Annotated in this window: 12 protein-coding genes; 5 read left to right on the forward strand and 7 right to left on the reverse strand. The window is 41.9% G+C overall.

Annotated features, from left to right (window positions below):
* Positions 1–22 precede the first annotated feature (22 nt).
* Positions 23–949 carry a UDP-3-O-(3-hydroxymyristoyl)glucosamine N-acyltransferase gene (locus tag IPJ53_00790; GenBank protein ID MBK7797624.1) on the forward strand — a complete coding sequence of 309 codons (927 nt, stop codon included), beginning with the start codon at positions 23–25 and terminating at the stop codon, positions 947–949.
* Positions 950–992: 43 nt separating this feature from the next.
* On the opposite strand, the gene IPJ53_00795 is transcribed toward IPJ53_00790, so the two are convergent.
* Positions 993–2,660 carry an MFS transporter gene (locus IPJ53_00795; protein MBK7797625.1) on the reverse strand — a complete coding sequence of 556 codons (1,668 nt, stop codon included), beginning with the start codon at positions 2,658–2,660 and terminating at the stop codon, positions 993–995.
* A gap of 74 nt (positions 2,661–2,734) precedes the next feature.
* The gene (locus IPJ53_00800) at positions 2,735–4,012 is read right to left on the reverse strand and encodes an insulinase family protein (protein ID MBK7797626.1); all 1,278 of its coding nucleotides are present in this window, start codon (positions 4,010–4,012) and stop codon (positions 2,735–2,737) included.
* A 133-nt stretch (positions 4,013–4,145) separates the two neighbouring features.
* On the opposite strand from IPJ53_00800, the gene dnaN reads away from it, so the two are divergent.
* Positions 4,146–5,252 (forward strand): DNA polymerase III subunit beta, encoded by a 1,107-nt coding sequence (gene dnaN / locus IPJ53_00805; protein ID MBK7797627.1) that lies wholly within the window; start codon positions 4,146–4,148, stop codon positions 5,250–5,252.
* Positions 5,252–5,830 (forward strand): nicotinate-nucleotide adenylyltransferase, encoded by a 579-nt coding sequence (locus IPJ53_00810; protein MBK7797628.1) that lies wholly within the window; start codon positions 5,252–5,254, stop codon positions 5,828–5,830. The genes dnaN and IPJ53_00810 overlap by 1 nt, the downstream gene beginning before the upstream one ends.
* A gap of 120 nt (positions 5,831–5,950) precedes the next feature.
* On the opposite strand, the gene IPJ53_00815 is transcribed toward IPJ53_00810, so the two are convergent.
* Entirely contained in the window at positions 5,951–6,322 is a 372-nt protein-coding gene (locus tag IPJ53_00815) for a hypothetical protein (GenBank protein MBK7797629.1), read from the reverse strand.
* Between the two features lie 269 nt (positions 6,323–6,591).
* Positions 6,592–7,677 carry a PA0069 family radical SAM protein gene (locus IPJ53_00820; protein MBK7797630.1) on the reverse strand — a complete coding sequence of 362 codons (1,086 nt, stop codon included), beginning with the start codon at positions 7,675–7,677 and terminating at the stop codon, positions 6,592–6,594.
* A gap of 114 nt (positions 7,678–7,791) precedes the next feature.
* Here IPJ53_00820 and dinB point away from each other — a divergent pair, with 114 nt between their 5' ends.
* Positions 7,792–8,937: a DNA polymerase IV gene (gene dinB / locus IPJ53_00825; protein ID MBK7797631.1), complete on the forward strand. Its 1,146-nt coding sequence runs from the start codon at positions 7,792–7,794 to the stop codon at positions 8,935–8,937.
* A gap of 349 nt (positions 8,938–9,286) precedes the next feature.
* On the forward strand, positions 9,287–9,868 hold the full coding sequence (locus IPJ53_00830) for a hypothetical protein (GenBank protein MBK7797632.1): 582 nt from the start codon (positions 9,287–9,289) through the stop codon (positions 9,866–9,868).
* Positions 9,869–10,409: 541 nt separating this feature from the next.
* Here IPJ53_00830 and IPJ53_00835 read toward each other — a convergent pair.
* The 3 genes from IPJ53_00835 to arsM form a co-directional block, all read right to left on the reverse strand.
* On the reverse strand, positions 10,410–11,567 hold the full coding sequence (locus IPJ53_00835; protein MBK7797633.1) for a HAMP domain-containing histidine kinase: 1,158 nt from the start codon (positions 11,565–11,567) through the stop codon (positions 10,410–10,412).
* Positions 11,568–11,632: 65 nt separating this feature from the next.
* Positions 11,633–12,508: a hypothetical protein gene (locus IPJ53_00840; GenBank protein MBK7797634.1), complete on the reverse strand. Its 876-nt coding sequence runs from the start codon at positions 12,506–12,508 to the stop codon at positions 11,633–11,635.
* Between the two features lie 43 nt (positions 12,509–12,551).
* Positions 12,552–13,526 carry an arsenosugar biosynthesis arsenite methyltransferase ArsM gene (gene arsM, locus IPJ53_00845; protein MBK7797635.1) on the reverse strand — a complete coding sequence of 325 codons (975 nt, stop codon included), beginning with the start codon at positions 13,524–13,526 and terminating at the stop codon, positions 12,552–12,554.
* Positions 13,527–13,640: the final 114 nt, after the last annotated feature.

Below are 13,640 nucleotides of genomic sequence, written 5' to 3' on the forward strand. Positions count from 1 at the left end.
ATAAGAACGGAAATCTATTGATATGAAATTAGCTCAACCCATCCCTGTAAAGGAACTTGCTGAAAAATTCTCTCTCAAAATTATTGGCGAAGCAAACCAGCTTGTCTATGGAATAAACGAAATTCATAAGGTTACACCAGGAGATCTCACTTTTGTGGATGCTGAAAAATATTATTCAAAATCAATAAATTCTCCGGCCACTATTATTCTGATCAACAAGGAAACAGAATGCCCTCCAGGTAAAACTTTGCTGGTTTGTGAACAACCATTCGAAGTTTACAACCAACTCGTAATTTCTGTAAGACCAGAACAAGCCCTTAACACAAATTATGCACATACAGCAGACATACATCCTACTGCGATTATTGAACCCGGTGCAATAATTGGACACCATGCAGTCATTGGAGAGGGAACTTACATCCAGGCCAATGTTTATATAGGTGAATACACAGTTATTGGTAAAAATTGCAGAATACAGGCTGGCGCCATTTTAGGCACCGATGCCTTTTATTATAAAAAAACTAAAGATGGTTTTGTCAAATGGCGCTCCTGCGGGCGGACCATACTCCATGATCATGTTGAAATTGGTGCTGGTTCTACCATCAACAAAGGAGTGTCTGGAGACACGATCATCGGAGAAGGTACCAAAATCGATTGTCAGGTGCACATTGGCCATGGAGTGGTTGTTGGAAAGCATTGCCTTTTTGCAGCACAAGTTGGGATAGGAGGTAAAACAATTATAGGCGATCATGTGGTCTTATACGGCCAGGTAGGGGTTGCACAGAATCTTGTAATTGAATCCAACGTAACTGTGCTTGCCACCTCAGGGGTTTCTAAAAGTTTGGAAGCTGGTAAGACGTATTTCGGCGCACCCGCTGAAGAAATTTCTGTTAAATACCGCGAACTGGCTGCTCTAAGAGGTTTACCAAAACTGATCAGAGGAAAATAATACTGGACAAAATCAATTTATCCCCATATTGCCAGATTGTAAATCAATGCCCTCCGGTTACTTGTTGATCGTAATCGATTCCTTGTCTTTTTAGTATCGATTTTATAGCCATTGCAAATACCAAAAGGTAAGTAAAGCATACAGCGGTAATCCAATAGGATTGATGAATTCCAATTGTGGGGATATCTGCCAATTTACCTTGTAGCGGTGGAATTATTGCTCCTCCAAGTATCATCATGATTAAAAAACCGGAACCCTGTGTTTCATATTTTCCCAAGCCCGCCAGAGAGAGAGAAAATATACAAGGCCACATCACCGAACAAAACAATCCACCACTTAAAAATGCATAAATAGACAATTGACCAGTGGTAGTCAATCCAATTATCATAGCCACCAGGCTAAGTCCACTAAATAACATCAAGGTGAAAACAGGGCGGTCTTTACTCACAAAAAAAGCAGCCACCAAAACCAGCACACATAAAATGTAATAATAAAGATGACTCATGTTTTTGTTCGCAATCATATTGAGTACAATCACTACCCCAAATGCAACGATGGGTACGATCACCATCAGAATGGTCTTCATTCTTGCATTCAAATCAAAAACAGGAATTGCACCTGTCCAACGACCAATCATTAAACTTCCCCAATACATAGAAATATATGGTGCAATGTCTGCAGCTTGTAATGAGCCATATTCGGGTCTCTTCAACAATTCTCCCATGTTGCTTTGAATGCTTACCTCCACCCCGACATAAACGAATATTGCAATCATTCCCAATACCAACTGAGGATATTGCAAAGCTCCCCAACCTGTTTTATCCTTCTTCGAGAATTGGTTGGCCAAAGTTAATCCTATCAAGATGACAAGCAGGGCTGCAATTAGCCAATACATTCTGTAATTCTCCAGGGCCAGCATTTCTGTATCTCCCAAACCTGACGAATCTGTTTTGTAACTGTTGAATACCGGCGTAAAACACAAAAACAATCCTACAGTAATAAGGACCATGGTCCACATTGCCTTTTTTGCAGGTTCAATGTTGGCATCAAAATATCCGGGTGGCACTTTCTTCGAACTCGCAAACAAAACAGCCGCTGCCATGAACAATAAACCTACACAGACATACAAAACAGTGACTTTATCGAGACTGAGCGAATTCAGCAATTCGTCACTCACGGAAGTGGTTCCAAAGAGTACCAATGCCACTACAATGGGGCCAATGGTTGTGCCAAAAGAATTGATGCCACCTCCTAGGTTGATGCGGTGTGAACCCGTTGCGGGATCACCCAATAACATGGCAAATGGATTTGCAGCGGTCTGCTGCAGTGAAAAGCCCAAGGCCAGAATAAAAAATGCAAACAGAAAAAAGCTAAACCCATTTTCATTTGAGCCCGTTTTTACAGCCATGATCATGGCAATGGCCCCCATCAATGAAAATAAAAGTCCATAAATTATACTTCTCTTATAACCCCAACTCGATACCAAATCTTTGGCTTTAACAGCCCCAATAATAAACAGTATCAATGCTCCAATATAATACGCCCCGTAAAAAGCAAAATCCACTAATTGACTTTGAAATTGATCAAGTTTAAAATAATTTTTACAAAAAGGAATGAATACACCATTTCCGGCAGCTATGAATCCCCAAAAGAAAAATACGGTAATTAAGGTCGTGAGTGCACTGTAATTGGTCTTGATTGCCTGGGTCATATTGGTTTTGTTTAAGCCGTAAGATACAATGTGTTGTTGAGAATTGAAGCTAAGTTTCTGTAATGGAAAACTACCTAGGCTCCTGCAGAAAAAACTGACATTTCATCTTCAATAAGATATTTGTTGGCCAATTCCATCAACTCTTTCTGTTCGATAAACCTGATCTTACTGACCAATTTATCAAAAGCCTGCAATGACTTAAACTCGGTCAATAGAATTTTAAGGAACAGAATAGATTGGAAAGGTCCATCCACCAGTCTCAAAAGATGGCCATTCAGATAATTCCTGACCATGTTTAGTTCCTGATCCGGCACAGGTTTTGTTCGGAGCTTTCTAATTTCCTTTTTAATCATCTCAATAGATTTCTCCCTGGATTCGGGATTCAATTCCGCACTGATGTAAAAACAACCATCGTGAATCTGTGCATCAATTGTGGAGTGAATGTCATAAGTTAAACCGTGTTTTTCCCTGATATGGTGCATCAGCCTTGAACCAAAATAATCGCCCAATATTGTATTCAGCATGTACATCCCATAATAGTCCTCATGTGTTTTGGGAAACAGTTTGAGTCCTATTTTCAGACTGGTCTGGGAACAATTAGCCATGGGAATATGGTGGCTCAAAACTTCAGGATGATGTATATTCATTGAATATGGTTCCTGATGATTGTTTTGTGGAAAAATGGTCAATAAGCCTTCCCAAAATTCCGATCCCTTGGAACTTCCACAATAAAACACTTGTAATTTATTGGCCACGTAATTCTCCTTGTGATAGCGTATAAGATCTTCTGAACTGATATCATTAATGAGTTCAGGAGTTGAATTGTAACCATAAGGGGATTGGCTTCCATATAGATGGGCTGTAAATTCTCTGTAAGAAACAAAATCAGGTTCTGTCAGCTGGTGACTTAACTGTGAGGCAAGAAACACTTTCCCCTTAACCAGCTGGTCCTCCGGAAATATCGGTGTGGTCAACAATTCCACCACAAACCTGGCAATGGTTTCAAAATGCTTTTCCAAACAACTCAAGGACATTACTGTAAAATCCAAATCAGCATGAATACTGTACGAGCAACCATAAAAATCAAAGAAATCCACGATTTCTGGGTTTGAAAACTTTCGTGTACCTTCCTGGATTTGGGATGCACATACTCTTGAACTAAGTTTTTTGTGCTCTGTCAGCCGACCATTCTCAAACACAAACTCCAAATAACACAGTCCTTCCTTGTTTGACTTTAATGAATAGACCTGAGCGCCATTGGAAATCTGGATTTGCTCAAATTCCGGTAATCTCAAATCCCAGCTTGGGGCTGCTATGATTAATGGCCACTCTTTTTGTATTATCTGCTTCACTTGTGAGCTTGCGTTGTTTAGTGAAGGCAAAAATGAAGAGAATAATCCGATAACTGAAAGAATATTTGCCAATCATGCTGAGGATAAGGTCCTGGGGCGTATTTTTGCGCTTCCAGAATAAAAATCCAATATTATGAAATTTGTTGCCTCAACCTCCACTCTTTTAAAGCCACTTCAAATCGCTTCCAGCGCATTGAGCGCCAATCCCGTTATGCCGGTTTTAGAGGATTTTCTACTTGATCTTAAAGGAAACAAATTATCAATTGCTTCCTCCAACCTCGAAATGACCATCAATACAGAGGTTGAAGTGAACGGTACCGAAAATGGAAGGATCGCCGTACCAGGTAAAACCTTGCTCGAGACTTTGAAATCTTTGCCTGAACAACCTCTTAATTTTGTAATAAACACTGATACGAGAGGAATTGAAATTACTTCTGCATCAGGTAAGTATAAATTGGTCGGGGAAAAGGCGGAAGATTTTCCGGAAATCGAAAAACCCAGCGATGAAGATCGAATCGAAATGGATTCTATTCAAATCCAAAAAGGAATTGATAAAACTTTCTTTGCTGCCAGCAACGATGAAATGCGTCAGAGCATGCGCGGAATCAACCTAAACATTGATTTTAACCATGTGACCTTCGCAGCTACAGATGCTCATAAATTGGTAAAATACAGCTTCCTTGATATTCAGTCAGATGTGGCTTCCAGCCTTTTGTTGACTAAAAAATCCATGCTCAGTCTTAAGGGAATTCTACCAAGAGAGGGCAAAGTGGTAATTTACTTTGGAAAATCAAAGGCCTTCTTTGAATTTGACAATGTACTCTTTACAACTCGGTTGATTGAAGCCAAATTCCCGGATTACAATGCGGTAATCCCTGCCAATAACCCTAACAGAATGACTGTAGCCCGGGAAGAATTGATTTCTTCCCTGAAAAGGCTCTCCATATTTGCCAACAAGACCACCAACCAGGTGGTGTTGAATATCCAAAATAAAAGCCTGACCATCACCGCTCAGGATTTGGACTTCAACAATGAAGCTACCGAGCAACTGAGCTGTGTGTATGAAGGTGAAGCCATCAACCTTGGTTTGAATGCAAAATTCATGTTGGAGATGCTCACCGTTATCGAAAGTGAAAACGTGAATTTTGAATTCAGCAGCTCAACTAAACCGGCCATCATTCTTCCTCAGGAACAAATGCCGGGCGAAGACCTGTTGATGCTGGTGGTGACAAACTATTAATGCAAATAGGACTTTTCTTTGGATCCTTTAATCCGGTTCATGTTGGCCACATGATCATTGCCCAGCACCTGCTGAATGAAACTGTTTTAGAACAGGTTTGGATGGTCGTAAGTCCACACAACCCACTTAAAAACAAAGCCAGTCTGGCGCGGGATTATGATAGACTTCATTTGGTAAGACTTGCGGCTGAAGGCAATCCAAAAATTCAGGTATCCAACATCGAATTTAGCCTACCCAAACCATCTTACACTATAGATACGCTCACCTATCTAAAAGAGAAATATCCGGAACATAAATTTGCATTGATCATGGGAGGGGATAATCTCATCAGCCTTCCAAAATGGAAAAATTATGAGCTACTGTTAGAAAGATTTCAAATCTACATTTATAAAAGACCTAATTACGAAGACCAGACTGATCTGTCACACCATCCCAATATTGTATTTACCGATGCCCCACTTCTGGACATTTCCTCGACCCAAATCCGAGAAATGATCAAACAGGGAAAATCAATACGGTACATGGTTCCGGAAGTGGTATTGGAAGCCATAGAAAATTCAAGGCTCTATAAAAGTTAACCCGAAATTTTACTTAAGCACATTCAAAATGTGTATAAGTCCTAAGTGGTGTTCTGGTAATAAAAATTAAGAAATGTCGACACCTCTTTCTTCAGTTGAAATTAATTCAACTTAAAAAAATTACTGACAATCCAACAACAACACATGCCAAAATTCATCTCTTTTACGGATTTGGTATTCAGCACAAGTTTTATTAGAGGCCTGATAGGAGGCAAGAACTGTTTTTACTGCTGCTTCCGGTGTATCTACTTGCTCTTCAGTTAAAGGTGAAGACAATTTTTTATGGTCTGTTTTGGGGATAGTGCCCAAAGCAGAAATCTGCCATTCCCCATTGGCAAGTTCTGTTATTTTTCCGGAAACCTGGTCGTGGGCATCCAGTTGTAACTTTATATAATTGATGCTTTCTTCCGTGAAAATGTCCAAGGTGGACAATTGAGCCTGTGCACCAACTGTCATGCCCAAAAATAAAATACTAAAAAATAAGGTTTTCATGATTTTGGTCTTTATTGAACAAATATAATCATTTTACTGTAGAACTTCTTCTTTCTGAAATTAATTCCACTTCCAAAAATCGCTACCAACTGTCGGGAAAAACCCGCAAACTTTAAACAGTATTCTTGTCGGCAAAGACCGGTTGCACACTTCTCTCTCGTTTACTCTTCAAACTCATGCTGTTCCTTCGTTTGCATTCTATTTCCATCATCCAGGTTGCTTTTTCAAATTCTCCTGTTCCCCAAATTTTACCTTAGCATAGTAACGAATTAGCTCAACTCCCAAAGTTCTCTCATATTTCCTCTTACCGGACGAAACAGATCAGTCCTCAGACTTTGCCGCTCTGTCTTTGGCATGAAGCGGGAGTGGGCTAGTTTGAATTGCTGGCGGATGATGTCCGCAATGTTTCCCTCTCCCTTCATTCGTGTTCCAAAACGAGAATCCCCCAGTTCTCCGCCGTGACTGGATCGGATGCTGTTTAGAATGCGCTCTTTCCGATCCGGAAATTGCTCTTCCAGCCAATGACCAAAAATGGGCTGTAGATCACCATTCAACCTTACGATTTGGTAAGAAGCCGTTTTGGCGCCAGCCTCTGCTACCTGCTTGACCATGTCAAAAATTTCCATGTCATTGACACCGGGGATGATAGGAGCCAACATACCATGTACGGGAATCCCTCGTTCTGCCAACAATCGGATGGTTCTGAACCTGCTGGCTATGGTGGAAGCCCTTGGTTCCATTACTCTGCGGGTACGATCATGAGCCGCAGTAACCGAGATCGCCACCTGGACAAGATGCAGATCATTCAGTTCGCCAAGCAAATCCAAATCTCTTTGAATCAGCGCATTTTTAGTGATGATCATAACCGGGTGACGCCAGGCCAGCATGAGTTCAAGAATCTGTCGGGTAAGCCGGTATTTTTTTTCTACCGGCTGGTAACAATCCGTATTGCCCGACAACATGATCGGCTTCACCTGATATTTCCTGGATTTGAGTTCGCGGCTAAGAACTTCTACTGCATTGGCCTTCACCAGAATTTTATTTTCAAAGTCATCAGCAGCACTGTATCCCCAGTAATTGTGGGTCGGGCGGGCATAACAGTAGACGCAGCCATGTTCACAACCCTGATAGGGATTCAGTGAATATTCCATCAAAAGGTCCGGACTGTTCACCTTGTTAATCATGCTCTTGGCCTTGACTTCAATGGTTTGGGTTTTGGAAGGTGCGATCTCCCGGTCTTCAGCCGGTAGCTGGTTCATTTCCGGATTGGCCACGGGATTGGTCTTATGAAAACGGTTGGCGAGGTGCAACGAAGTGCCTCGGGAGGGTTTGCTCTGGTTTTGATCGGTCGACATAAAAGGGATTTGAGTTTTGTGAGGGAACAAAGATATAAAAATGTCGAATTATTCGACATTAAAAGTCGTTTTATTATACATTTGTGTTCCGATACTGCGGAATAAAAACCGAATATGTTTAACAGAGCCATACTACATCTGGATCTCGACTCTTTCTTCGTCTCTGTGGAATGTCTGAAGAACTCCTCCCTGCGGGGTAAGCCACTGATCGTAGGCGGCAACAGCAGCCGCGGTGTGGTGGCAGCCTGCAGCTATGAAGCCAGGGCTTTCGGTATCCACTCTGCCATGCCCGTCAAAATGGCTAAAAGACTCTGCCCACACGCCCTCATCCTTCAGGGGGACATGGACAGCTACAGCAAATACTCAGGACTGGTCACCGACATCATCGCAGACCGCGCACCGATTTTCGAAAAAGCCTCTATCGACGAGTTCTACCTCGACCTCACCGGCATGGACCGTTATTTTGGCTGCATGAAATGGTCCGATGAACTACGGCAGTCCATCATCCGCGAAAGTGGCCTGCCCATTTCCTTCGGCCTCTCTGTCAACAAACTCGTATCCAAAGTCGGCACCGGGGAAGCCAAACCCAACGGAACCCGCGAGATCCCTTCCGGAACCGAAAAGGACTTCCTCGCTCCTCTTTCCACCGCCAAAATCCCCGGCATCGGTAAGGAAACCTACAAAAAACTCAGCTTCATGGGCGTGCGGACCATCAAAGTCCTCAGTGAAATTCCGGCCAAACTTCTCGAACGTCAATTTGGTGAAAACGGTCGCAGCCTTTGGGAACATGCCAACGCAATAGACCATCGTCCCGTGGTCCCTTATCACGAAGCCAAGTCAATCTCCAAAGAACGTACCTTCGAACAAGATACCCTTGACATGAAACGAATCCGCACACTACTGCTCGACATGACCGAAAAACTAGCCTTCGAACTCCGGGACTCCGGCAAACTCTGTTCCGTCGTCACCGTCAAAATTCGTTATGCTGACTTCAATACTTTCAGCCGCCAGTGTAAGATCAGCTACACCGCTCTCGACAAAAATCTCTGGCCTGTCGTACAGGAACTCTTCCAAAAGGTCTACGAACGACGTCAGCTCATCCGCCTCATCGGCGTAAAGTTCAGCGGACTGGTCTACGGCAATCCCCAGTTTGATCTGTTTGAAGATACGGCCACCCAAATCTCCCTCATGCGAGAACTGGACCACATACGCCACCGCTGGGGCTACAGCGCCATAAAACGGGCTGTGATGACCAAGTGAAGAAATGCCTGCAACAAACGATCGAAGACTGCACTGTAATCCGGTATTTGCCATTAGCCAAATGCACTGATCATGATGAGCCCATCTTAAAATTTACTATCATGTAGATCTGAATCTAACCTATACAAGTTTTCAGCAGGGCGAAAATCGATGAAGGCACACTGTAATAAATCTATTCCTACATAAAGAAATTCAAAGATCGTGTATCAAAAAAGAAGGCTCAGAATCTTTAAGTAAAACATAGGTAAAAAATATCATTAAATGTATCTTGGGCAATAAAAGTAGATATGCCCAGGAGGTTCAGCGCTACAAATAGGACAAAAATTACCTGATCTCAATAATTCTAAAAATGCCGGTCTCTATAAAAAACAAAATCTCCCTTCTGGAAAGAATTTACGAGCGGGATCCCGCGACCAACTCTTTCCTGATCAAAATTTCCATCAACAGTTATCACGACATCTTCAACAATCTGGATCCGGCCCCATTTGTCAAAAGAGACCTGGACTCTGACCTCATGACCTATATGGAGGAAAGTTCCGTGGACATCCCACTCAAGTATCCATTGATCCTGCAATTCAATGCGCCGACCGACATCCGGGACTCCGAAAAAGAGCAACGCGTAATCACCGGAATTAAAACCTATTTTCAATTCATGATCCGGTCTTACAAAAGAGAAATAAACCAGGTATACCAGAGGAGTATTACCTATATACTCAGCGCCTTTGCCCTCTTGTTGTTCGGCTTTTACCTGAACAACTGGTCATCAAAAAATATCCTTTACGAAACATTGGTAGAAGGACTCAACATTGGTGGATGGGTTTTTCTGTGGGAAGCAATTGTGCTCTTTGTATTCAAGAATCGAGACACCAGAATCCAATGCAAAAGGTACGAAAGATTGGAAAATTCTCCAATCCATTTTGTCTACTCCTGATGGTAAGTTTTATGGTCTTATTGTCAGCAAAACTCTAACAAAATTTACTCGTAGAGCGTATGCCTATGCAAACAGATATGGCAACTTTTAATTCTCCCATTAGCCGCTTTCGCGGTTCCTTCTCTTATCGTGCTGTCGCACCATACTCTGCCAAAGCAGAGATCGTTCAGTCATACTAATTGGCTAATTTTCAAATTCTCTAATTCTCTAATTCTTCCATTAGCCGCTTTCGCGGTTCCTTCTCTTATCGCGCTGTCGCACCATACTCTGCTGAAGCAGAGATCGTTCAGTCATACTAATTGGCTAATTTTCAAATTCTCTAATTCTCTAATTCTTCCGTTAGCCGCTTTCGCGGTTCCTTCTCTTATCGCGCTGTCGCACCATACTCTGCTGAAGCAGAGATCGTTCAGTCATACTAATTGGCTAATTTTCAAATTCTCTAATTCTCTAATTCTTCCGTTAGCCGCTTTCGCGGTTCCTTCTCTTATCGTGCTGTCGCACGATACTCTGCTTGCAGAAGAGATCGTTCAGTCATCTCTAATTATCTAATTCCATCCTCACTTTCCCGCAACTCAATCATAAACGATGTTCCCTGATCGACCACAGAGTCTTTTACATAGATCCTTCCGTTGTGATAGTTCTCAATAATGCGTTTTGCCAATGATAATCCCAGACCCCAACCCCTTAGTTTGGTAGAGTAGCCGGGTCGAAAAATGGTATCAAATTTTCCTGCAGGAATTCCCTTGCCTGTATCCGTAATCTCCAGATGAATCATATGGTGATGTTTGGAAATCCTGGCCATGATCCTGCCTTCCCCTTCCATGGCATCCAAAGCATTACGAAGTAAATTCTCCAAAACCCATGAAAATAAATTAGGATTGATGTCCACAAAATAGTCCTGCTCTCCTTCATCGGGAAAGTCAAAAACAATGTGTCTGGATGCACGTACCTGCATGTAACGCTTGGCCTCCAGCAATTCCTTCAAGAGCGAACAAGGATGTAGCTCTGGTTTGGATCCAATTTTTGAAAAGCGGTCAGAGACTTGTTGAAGCTTCAACACATCCTGCTCCATGTGGCTTACGATTTCTGCTGCTTGCTCCGGATCGGTATCTGATGACTTAAGATTTTCTATCCATCCCATTATGCCGGAAATTGGGGTGCCGAGCTGGTGAGCAGTTTCCTTGGCCATCCCTACCCACACTCTATTCTGCTCTTCCTTACGGGTAAGGTTGAACACCGCATATCCAATTGCCGCATAGATCAACAAAAGGAATAATTGAAGCAAGGGAAAATAGCGGATCAGCGTCAAAATTTTTGGATATTCCCAATAAATTGCTTCATAGTCCGGTGTCGTAAGGGGTTGAATTCCGGAAGCACGCACTCTTTTCAAAATTGCCGAAGTGTCCGCGTTCTCCGGATAATTATGAAGTTGTACATCTCCATTATGGTTGACCGTAACCACACTTACATTGTTGAGCTTTTCAAGAACTTCTACCTGGTAGGTCATGTCTTGATCGTAATTCTGGTTAAGGGAAATTTCTTTTAATGTGCGTACCAGCAATTCCACATGTGTTTTCTCACGTTCGGCCAGGTTCTGGGCAAGGTAATTGGAATAAAATACTGGCAATAAAGCAATTAACACCCCTAATATGGCAAGGTATAATTTCCACCGACCTGTCTTACTGTATACGTCCATCATGATTCCCCTTCCCGGGTTTCAGCCAAATGCAAAGTAAACGCATTTGTCCCTTAGCAAGGTATAAATCAATCCTTGGTTTTTAAAGTGACGATCATGAGGGCCGCTTCCTGGTTAAATATTTTGTTACGCTCTCGTGCAACCGCAAATCTCGAGTTCCCCAATGGACAAATGGACTCCCATTGCCCCAATTCCGGAAGATCGTAGGTGACCATTTTTTTTCGCTTAAAGGAGGGTGCATCTGTTTGGATGATCTGGGTCTCAGTGAGCCAATAAATGTAATTTGACTCTTGATCAAAACAGCTTCCTGTTAGCTGGCTTTCCATAAAAAATCTGCCGGAGTATGCTATACTTTTTTCGGGACTTAAATTATGCATTCCGGGTTTCGGATAGAGTGAATATAAATCAGTCTTTTGAGAAATGTCCTGCATCCAATTTTTGGTAAAAAAGTAGATTTTATCTTTCATCCAACACATGGCCTCGACATCGAATTTTCTGTCCTTGCCCTTTGGTTTTTTGTCAGGATATTTTTGATATATAATTTCTATAGAATCTGCTTGCACTGCATTTTGGTCAGTTAAATCCGTCAACCGGATTATGTAGATTACTACCCTGTGTCTTTTTTGCTTGTTGTTACCGGTATCCGCAATGTACAGATACTCTTTTCCATCTGTTGTCAATTCTTCCCAGTCCCTGTTTATTGCATTGACCACTGATACTTTTCTTTCCACTCTGCCGACAGAATCCAGCTGATAGATTGCTGCTTCATTCCCCCCATCATTGATGGCGTAATAGTGCTGTCCCCTGTCTAAAGTAATCAGACCTGAAATTTCGTGTAATTCATCCGATAATAAATGTTGCTGTTCCTTATCAGCATTCTGACCCTTCAAATCCAGTAATGTTATCAAATAGATAACTGTGGAAAAATGAATTTCTTTTATCATTTCCTAAAAATTGAGGTTTAGCCTTACTGACTCTTAAAAATTGTCAGCAGCAACCTCCACCATCGTAGTGAAACGTAGATTCGGAAATGAAAATTTCAGGATGATTGAGCCTGGCTAAATTATTGGCTGTTTTATCACAGACGGCCAGCGGCTGGTTCTGCATCAGTAAATGTCCTTTATGATCATCAAAGGTTTCTTCTTTTCCAAAATAGATAGCCGCTTTACCGGTAAAAACACAAGCTCCGTCCTCTGGCATCGGGTCTTTTATCGCACACACTTCCACGCTTTCTATATAAATGTTTTTAGTCAGTCCTGGATATTGATTTGAAGCCAATATACGGTATGGTCTCCTGGCTCTTATTTCTATGGTACCAAAACCTACGCTTGTAATAAGATTGATATATTCCTGTAAAGGTATTGCACCACTTAAACACAAGGCTCTTAAGTGATCATCATTTTTTAAGCTTTCCGGCATGGGGTCTTCAGAGATGGGGTCAGACAAAACCAACCTGCCATGTGGCTTTAGCACTCTGTACATTTCTGTCAGTGCTTTTTTTAAATCCTCCGTTTTAAAAATATTGAACAGACAATTTTGAGCCGCAACATCCACTGTTTCATCTGCCATTGGTAAATCCAGCGCGCTTCCTTTTCTAATGTCTATATAATCAGCGTTGAACCATGAGTTCATCTTCTCGGCTTCCCTTAAATTTTCATGACATGCATCAATCATTTCATCGACCACATCAACTCCAATTACACTTGCTTCACTTCGACTAAAATAGGCAAATTGCAACAGCTCCATTCCTCCTCCAATTCCTACATAAAGTACTTTGGGATGATTGCTTAGATCCCTGGGCTCTACCGTACTGCCGCAGCCATAATTCATGGCAAGCATTTTGGATGGAATATTCAATTCTGGTAACTGCCACACTGGAGTGGTTGTGCAACACAATCCCACATTGGGATTTAATGCTGCATCTTTGTATACATCGATCGTGGCCTCTAAATATTGCGACATAAACTTATATTGGTTTTTTTTTTTTAAAATTAGTTGTTGGAAATATGGAAGTCTAATTTCCCCATTAACTCATTAACTCATTAGCTCATTAACCCATTAGCTCATTAACTAATT

The organism is Candidatus Vicinibacter affinis, from assembly GCA_016714365.1.
Lineage (GTDB): Bacteria > Bacteroidota > Bacteroidia > Chitinophagales > Saprospiraceae > Vicinibacter > Vicinibacter affinis.

Bases quoted from the DNA above. Each gene is read 5' to 3' on its own strand.
- dnaN (MBK7797627.1), top strand. From the start codon at position 4,146: ATGAAATTTGTTGCCTCAACCTCCACTCTTTTAAAGCCACTTCAAATC.
- IPJ53_00830 (MBK7797632.1), top strand. From the start codon at position 9,287: ATGCCGGTCTCTATAAAAAACAAAATCTCCCTTCTGGAAAGAATTTAC.
- IPJ53_00790 (MBK7797624.1), top strand. From the start codon at position 23: ATGAAATTAGCTCAACCCATCCCTGTAAAGGAACTTGCTGAAAAATTC.
- dinB (MBK7797631.1), top strand. From the start codon at position 7,792: ATGTTTAACAGAGCCATACTACATCTGGATCTCGACTCTTTCTTCGTC.
- IPJ53_00835 (MBK7797633.1), bottom strand. From the start codon at position 11,567: ATGATGGACGTATACAGTAAGACAGGTCGGTGGAAATTATACCTTGCC.
- IPJ53_00840 (MBK7797634.1), bottom strand. From the start codon at position 12,508: ATGATAAAAGAAATTCATTTTTCCACAGTTATCTATTTGATAACATTA.
- IPJ53_00820 (MBK7797630.1), bottom strand. From the start codon at position 7,677: ATGTCGACCGATCAAAACCAGAGCAAACCCTCCCGAGGCACTTCGTTG.
- arsM (MBK7797635.1), bottom strand. From the start codon at position 13,526: ATGTCGCAATATTTAGAGGCCACGATCGATGTATACAAAGATGCAGCA.
- IPJ53_00810 (MBK7797628.1), top strand. From the start codon at position 5,252: ATGCAAATAGGACTTTTCTTTGGATCCTTTAATCCGGTTCATGTTGGC.
- IPJ53_00795 (MBK7797625.1), bottom strand. From the start codon at position 2,660: ATGACCCAGGCAATCAAGACCAATTACAGTGCACTCACGACCTTAATT.
- IPJ53_00815 (MBK7797629.1), bottom strand. From the start codon at position 6,322: ATGAAAACCTTATTTTTTAGTATTTTATTTTTGGGCATGACAGTTGGT.